Origin of the sequence: Piscinibacter sp., from assembly GCF_050175855.1 — a bacterium.
Taxonomy (GTDB): domain Bacteria; phylum Pseudomonadota; class Gammaproteobacteria; order Burkholderiales; family Burkholderiaceae_C; genus Piscinibacter.
On sequence record NZ_JBFXIO010000314.1, the window covers coordinates 1 to 6204 of the forward strand.

The following is a 6204-nucleotide window of genomic DNA, read 5'->3' on the forward strand; positions in this document are numbered from 1 at the left end:
CTGCTGCTCGACGCGCCGCGCCAGCGCCTTTACGCGCTGAACGTGCTTTCCGACGACGTCTCGGTGATCGACCTGCATACGATGGCGGTAAGCGCCACCGTCAAGGTCGGCAAGGCACCCTATGGCGCCGCACTTGCCGCAGGCGGCAAGCTGCTGTACGTGACCAACCAGCACGGCAACACCGTCAGCGTGATCGACGCCGAATCGTTGACGGTGCAGCGCACCCTGCCCGGCTTCGCCTATCCGGAAGGCATCGCCGCGCACGGCGACCGCGTCTACGTCGTCAACTGGATGGACGACAACGTCGCCGTGCTCGATGCCCCCTCCGGCCGCACGCTGGCCACCATCGAGACCGGCACCAACAGCCGCGGCTTCGGCGCCTTCATCGGCGCGCCGGCCGCGCCCTGACCCCTTCTTTCAGTTTCCACTTCCAAGAACCACGAGGAGATTCCCTATGCAGATCCGCTCCCTGCGATGGCTCACCGGCCTGGCCCTCGCCGCCATGCTGGCAGCCCCCGCCGCAGCCCACGGCCCGACGCGGCAGAAGGTCACCGAGACCGTCGCCATCGACGTGCCGGCCGACAAGGTCTGGGCCATCGTCAAGGACTTCAACGCGCTGAAGAACTGGCACCCGGCGGTGGCCGAGAGCCCGGCCGACAAGGGCAACGAGGAAGGCTCGGTGCGCCAGATCAAGCTGAAGAACGGCGGCGCGTTGACCGAGACGCTGGAAGCCTACGACGCCGCCAAGATGCGCTACAGCTACCGCGCCAAGGACGGCGGCGCGCTGCCGGTCACCAACTACACCTCGACGATCACCGTGAAGGCCGAAGGCAATGGCTCGGTGGTGGAGTGGCGCGGCGCCTTCTACCGCGGCTACCCCAACAACGACCCGCCGCCCGACCAGAACGACGAGGCCGCGGTGGCCGCCATCACCGGCGTCTACAAGGCGGGCCTGGCCAACCTGAAGGCGATAGCCGAGAAGAAGTAGCCTGGCAGCGATGAAGCCCTCGGCTCGCACCATCCGCCGGCAGGCGCTGCTCGCGCTCTGCGTGCTGGGCGTGCTCGGGGCGGCGGCTTGTGCGTCGGCACCGCCGCAGCCGCCGGCCGTGCCCGGGGCACCGCCGGTGGCGCGTGCGCTGGCCCCCGGCGTCTACATGCTGCCGGGCACCGGCGGCAGCGCCGACGAAGCCAACCTCGGCCGCATCGGCAACGCCGGCTTCATCGTCGGCGAGACCGGCGTGGTGGCCATCGACACCGGCACCTCGTACGCGCATGGCCGCGCCATCCTCGCGGCGATCCGCGCGGTGACCGACAAGCCGGTCAAGCTGGCGCTGGTCACCCACACGCGGCCCGAGTTCCTGTTCGGCGGCAAGGCCTTCCAGGACGCCGGCATCCCGGTACGCATGCACAGCCGCACGGCGCGGCTGATGGCGGCGCGCTGCGAGAACTGCCTGAAGCAGCTGCGCCAGGTGGTCGGCGAGGCGCCGCTGGCCGGCACCGCGATGTACAAGCCCGACCAGCAGTTCGACGAGCCTCACGCCGTCGAGGGCATCGGCAGGTCCGTGCGCGTGCTGTACTTCGGCCACGCCAGCGGCCCCGGCGACATCGCCGTGTTCGACGAGGCCAGCGGCACGCTGTTCGCCGGCGGCCTGCTCGATGCCGGGCGCGTTCCCGACATCCAGGACGGCGACCTGGCCGCCTGGAAGAAGGCGCTGGCGGCGCTGCGCGGCCTGCGCGTCGAGCAGGTGGTGCCCGGCCACGGCAGCGCCTCGCCAGCGGTGTTGATCGACACCGTGGAGGGCTACCTCGTCGCGCTCGAGAGGAAGATGCGCGGCCTGGTGGCCTCGGGAACCTCGCTGCTCGAGGTGCCCGACGCCGGCGAGTTGCCAGCGTATGAACACTGGGACCAGTACGATCTGATCCACCGCCGCAATGCGTCGATCGCGTTCCTGCGTTTCGAGCGCGAAATGCTGTTCAAGTAGTCCCGAGGAGTTGTCCATGCATCCCGACCGCAACCGCCGCCACGCCCTGCAGGGCCTCGCCGCGCTGGCGATCGCGCCGGCCAGCGCCTTCGCCGCGCCGGGCGGCTTGCCCAGCGCCACGCACGATGCCTCTTCGCCGGAGTGGGAGCGCCTGGCCGGCAAGCTGTTCCCGGGCAAGACGCTGCAGCCCGGCCAAGGCACGGTGCAGTTGATCGCGCCGCTGCGCGCGGCCTACGGCGCCTCGGTGCCGGTGAAGGTGGTCTCCAAGCTGCCGCAGAAGCCCGAGCTGTACGTGCGCCGCCTGTTCCTGGTGGTCGACAAGAACCCCTCGCAGCTTGCGGCGGTGCTCGACTTGACCACCGAGGTCGGCCAGGCCGACTTCGAGACCCGGCTTCGCGTCGACGAATACAGCCACGTGCGCGTGGTCAGCGAGCTGTCCGACGGCACGCTGCACACCGACTCGCGCTACGTGAAGACCTCCGGCGGCTGCTCGGCGCCACCCAATCGCGACTCGCCGCACCTGATCGGCAAGACCCTGCTCAAGCTCGCCGGCGACGTGCGCATGGACCAGCCGGTGGCGGCCGACGTGACCGTGCTGCACCCCAACGACACCGGCTTCGAGCTGAACCAGCAGACGGTGATGTTCATCCCGCCGCACTTCGTGCGCTCGATCCGCGTCAGCTACGCCGGCCGCAAGGTGTTCGACGCCGAGCTGGACTTCTCCGTCAGCGAGAACCCGACGCTGCGCTTCCATTTCGTGCCGCACGGCAAGGGCGAACTGCGCGCCGACGTGACCGACACCAAGGAAGCCCAGTTCTTCGGCACGCTGGCCGTCGGCTGAGGTCGGCCATGCTGCGCCGCGCCCTCGCCGCCACCCTGCTGGGACTGGCCTCGCTGTCGGCCAGCGCCGGCGTGCCGGCACGCTACTCGCCCACCGAGATCAAGCCGACGGGCACGCCGCAGCGCTACGAGTTCGATCTCACCGCAGCCATCGAGCGGGCCCGGCGCGAGAACAAGCGCCTGTACCTCTATCTCGGCGCTCACGACTGCGCCTTCTGCCGCAAGTACGAGGCCTTCCTCGAGAAGAACGCTGCCGAGCTGGCGCCGCACTTCGCCAAGGAATGGATCGTCTACGAGATGAGGAGCAGCCTGTCGGTGCAGGCCGACCGGCTGTGGTTCCGCCTCGGCGACAAGGCCCTGCCCTATGCCGACTTCATGCGTGCCCTCGGCGACGAGCGCGCCCGGCAGCTCGTCTACCCGAGCGTGTGGCTGTTCGACGGCCAGGGCAAGACGCTGATGCAGATGCCCGCGGGCACCGGTACCTTCGAGACGGTGCCGGAGCAACTGGAGATCCTGCGGCTCGAGCAGTAGCGTCGCTGGCTTGACTCACCGCAAGCCTCGTCACGGGTGACGCTTTCAGAATGCGCCTGAAAGCCAACCCGTGAGAGGGACACGATGACAAGCTTGAAGAACCTCCTGATCCTGGCCGCCATCGCCGCAGCCGCAGGCGCGCAGGCCCAGAACTCCAAGGCCGATCTCGACTCGGTGCAGCGCGCGGTGCACGTCTGCGCCTCCTGCCACGGCGAGAACGGCAACAGCACCAAGCCGCTGATCCCGTCGCTGGCCGGCCAGATGCGCGAGTACACGATCCGCCAGCTGAAAGACTTCCGCAGCCAGTCGCGCTCGGAGACCGACATCCAGGCCTACATGTGGGGCATCTCGGCGTTGCTGACCGACGAGCAGATCGAGGGCTTCGCCGACTACTACGCCGCCCAGAAGCCGGCGCCGGGCAAGTCGACCAACCCGAAGCTCGAGGCGGTGGGCAAGGCCCTCTACGACAAGGGCCTGCCCGACAAGGGCGTGCTGCCCTGCAAGCAGTGCCACGGCGACAACGCGGAGGGCGCCTCGGGCTTCCCGCGCCTGGCCGGCCAGAAGGCCGACTACGTCTACAAGCAGCTGCAGGCCTTCCGCACGCCGCTGCGTCCGCACGGCGTCGTGATGAAGAACGAGATCTCGGCGATGACGCCGCAGCAGCTCAAGGCCGTGGCGGCCTACGTGCAGTCCCGCTGATCAGGTCGCGCCAGCCAGTCGGCGCGACTCCTTCGGGTCGCGGAACACCAGCGGGTGTTCGGTCACGCCGGCCTCGGCCTGCGCCACTGCGGCCAGCACCTTGTCGTGGTGCGGGCTCTTGCGGCACACCGGATCGGCGGCCTCGGCGTCCTGCGCGATCAGGTAGGCCTGGCAGCGGCAGCCACCCAGATCTTCTTCCTTGTGCTCACAGGATGAACAAGGTTCCTTCATCCAGCTGGTGCCGCGGAAGCGATTGAAGCCGTCGGAATCGAACCAGGCCTCGCGCAGCGAGGTCTCGCGCACGTTGGGGAAGGTGAGGCCCGGCAGCATCTTCGCCGTGTGGCAGGGCAACGCCGTGCCGTCGGGCGTGACGGTGAGGAACATGCTGCCCCAGCCGTTGACGCACTTCTTGGCCTTGCCCTCGTGGTAATCCGGCGCGACGAAGAAGATGCGCATGCGGCCCTCGAGCTTCTTGCGCCACTCGTCGGTCACGGCCTCGGCACGCTTCAACTGTTCACGCGTGGGCAGCAGCTGCGCGCGGTTGACGAAGGCCCAGGAGTAGTACTGCGTGTTGGCCAGTTCGATGTACTCGGCGCCAAGCTCGGCGGCCATCTCGATGATGCGGCCGATGTGGTCGATGTTCAGGCGGTGGATCACCACGTTCATCACCATCGGCCAGCCCTGGTCCTTGATGATCTTCGCCACGCGGTTCTTCAGCTCGAAGGTCTTGGTGTGCGAGAGGAAGTCGTTCATCTCGCGCGTGCTGTCCTGGAACGACAGCTGCACGTGGTCCAGCCCGGCCGCCTTCAGCGCCGCGGCGCGCTCGGCGGTCAGGCCGACGCCGGAGGTGAGCAGGTTGGAGTAGTAGCCCAGCCGCCGCGCCTCGGCGACGATCTCTTCCAGGTCGTCGCGCAGCAGCGGCTCGCCGCCCGACAGGCCCAGCTGCACCGCGCCCATCTCGCGGCCCTCGCGCAGCACGCGCAGCCAGTCGCCGGTGGAGAGCTCCTCGGGCTGCGTCGCGTAGTCGATGGGGTTGTAGCAGAACACGCAGTGCAGCGGGCACCTGTACGTGACCTCGGCGAGCAGCCACAGCGGCGGGCCCACGGTGGACGGGGTCATGACGTCAGCTCCAGGTGAGCCAGCGCTGCTTCGCGGCCATCTCGACGAAGGCGCGCACGTCGCCCTGGAGGCCTTGCGCATTGAAGGCGGCCTCCAGCTCGGCCACGATCTCGCCGATGCTGCGCTGGCCGTCGCAGCGCTTCATGATCTCGCCCGCACTGCCGTTGAGCTTGACCATGCCCTCGGGGTACAGCAGAACGTGGCAACTCTGTGCCGGCTCCCACTGCAGACGGAAACCTGCGCCAACGCGGGGGCGGCTGTCCACGCTCAACGGGCTCATGGGTTGACGCCGTACTTGAGCGCCATCGCGTCGTTCATCGCCCACAGGATGTCGAGCTTGAACTGCAGGATCTCCAGCGCCCGCTCCTGCAGCGCCCGCGTGTCGAAGTAGTCCAGCGTGATCGCCAGGCCCTGCTCCACGTCGCGCCGCGCCTGGCTGACGCGGTTGCGGAAGTAGCTCAGGCCCTCGGGCTCGATCCAGGCGTAGTGCTCGGGCCAGGTGGCCAGGCGCTGCTTGTGGATCTCGGGCGCGAACAGCTCGGTGAGCGACGAGCACACCGCCTCCTGCCACGGCGCGCGGCGGGCGAAGTTGACGTAGGCATCGACGGCGAACTTCACTGCCGGGATCAGGTGGCGCTGGTCTTCGACCTCCTCGCGCGTCAGGCCCACGGCCTCGGCCAGGCGCAGCCAGGCCTCGATGCCGCCCGGATCCTTCACGCCGCCGATCTCGAAGCCGTCGTGATCGAGGATGCGCTGGATCCAGCCGCGCCGCACCTCGCGGTCGGTGCAGTTCGACATCACCGCCGCGTCCTTGATGGGGATCGCGATCTGGTAGTAGAAGCGGTTGGCCACCCAGCCGCGGATCTGCTCCGGCGTCGCCTTGCCGGTGTTGAGCATCACGTTGAACGGGTGGTGGATGTGGTACGAGCGGCCGCGCTCGCGCAGCTTGGCTTCGAACTCGACTCGGTCCCAGGCAGGCGATGTCGTCATCTCTGAGCTCGATGGTCATGCCTTCCTCGCAAGGCACGATGCC

9 protein-coding genes are annotated in these 6204 nt (G+C 68.7%); 6 read left to right on the plus strand and 3 right to left on the minus strand.

Annotated features, from left to right (window positions below):
• The 6 genes from AB7U92_RS19895 to AB7U92_RS19920 all read left to right on the plus strand — a co-directional run.
• Nucleotides 1-408 (plus strand): YncE family protein (locus AB7U92_RS19895; protein ID WP_428581003.1); only part of this gene is annotated, 408 nt, incomplete at its 5' end.
• Between the two features lie 46 nt (nucleotides 409-454).
• Entirely contained in the window at nucleotides 455-988 is a 534-nt protein-coding gene (locus tag AB7U92_RS19900) for an SRPBCC family protein (protein WP_428581006.1), read from the plus strand.
• 10 nt (nucleotides 989-998) lie between these two features.
• Nucleotides 999-1982 carry an MBL fold metallo-hydrolase gene (locus AB7U92_RS19905; RefSeq protein WP_428581009.1) on the plus strand — a complete coding sequence of 328 codons (984 nt, stop codon included), beginning with the start codon at nucleotides 999-1001 and terminating at the stop codon, nucleotides 1980-1982.
• Between the two features lie 16 nt (nucleotides 1983-1998).
• On the plus strand, nucleotides 1999-2823 hold the full coding sequence (locus AB7U92_RS19910) for a quinoprotein dehydrogenase-associated SoxYZ-like carrier (RefSeq protein WP_428581012.1): 825 nt from the start codon (nucleotides 1999-2001) through the stop codon (nucleotides 2821-2823).
• Nucleotides 2824-2831: 8 nt separating this feature from the next.
• Complete coding sequence (locus tag AB7U92_RS19915) at nucleotides 2832-3353, plus strand: thioredoxin family protein (protein ID WP_428581015.1); 522 nt, start codon at nucleotides 2832-2834, stop codon at nucleotides 3351-3353.
• An 84-nt stretch (nucleotides 3354-3437) separates the two neighbouring features.
• A complete protein-coding gene (locus AB7U92_RS19920) occupies nucleotides 3438-4052 on the plus strand; it encodes a c-type cytochrome (RefSeq protein ID WP_428581018.1) in 615 nt (204 codons plus the stop codon).
• Here the strand turns inward: AB7U92_RS19920 and pqqE are convergent, their stop codons facing one another.
• From pqqE to pqqC, 3 genes are read right to left on the minus strand one after another with little or no spacing between them, the layout of a single operon-like run.
• Nucleotides 4053-5171, minus strand: coding sequence for a pyrroloquinoline quinone biosynthesis protein PqqE (gene pqqE / locus AB7U92_RS19925; RefSeq protein ID WP_428581021.1), 1119 nt, complete (start codon nucleotides 5169-5171; stop codon nucleotides 4053-4055).
• 4 nt (nucleotides 5172-5175) lie between these two features.
• Nucleotides 5176-5451 carry a pyrroloquinoline quinone biosynthesis peptide chaperone PqqD gene (gene pqqD / locus AB7U92_RS19930; protein WP_428581024.1) on the minus strand — a complete coding sequence of 92 codons (276 nt, stop codon included), beginning with the start codon at nucleotides 5449-5451 and terminating at the stop codon, nucleotides 5176-5178.
• The gene (gene pqqC / locus AB7U92_RS19935) at nucleotides 5448-6161 is read right to left on the minus strand and encodes a pyrroloquinoline-quinone synthase PqqC (protein WP_428581026.1); all 714 of its coding nucleotides are present in this window, start codon (nucleotides 6159-6161) and stop codon (nucleotides 5448-5450) included. The genes pqqD and pqqC overlap by 4 nt, the downstream gene beginning before the upstream one ends.
• Between the last annotated feature and the right edge of the window lie 43 nt (nucleotides 6162-6204).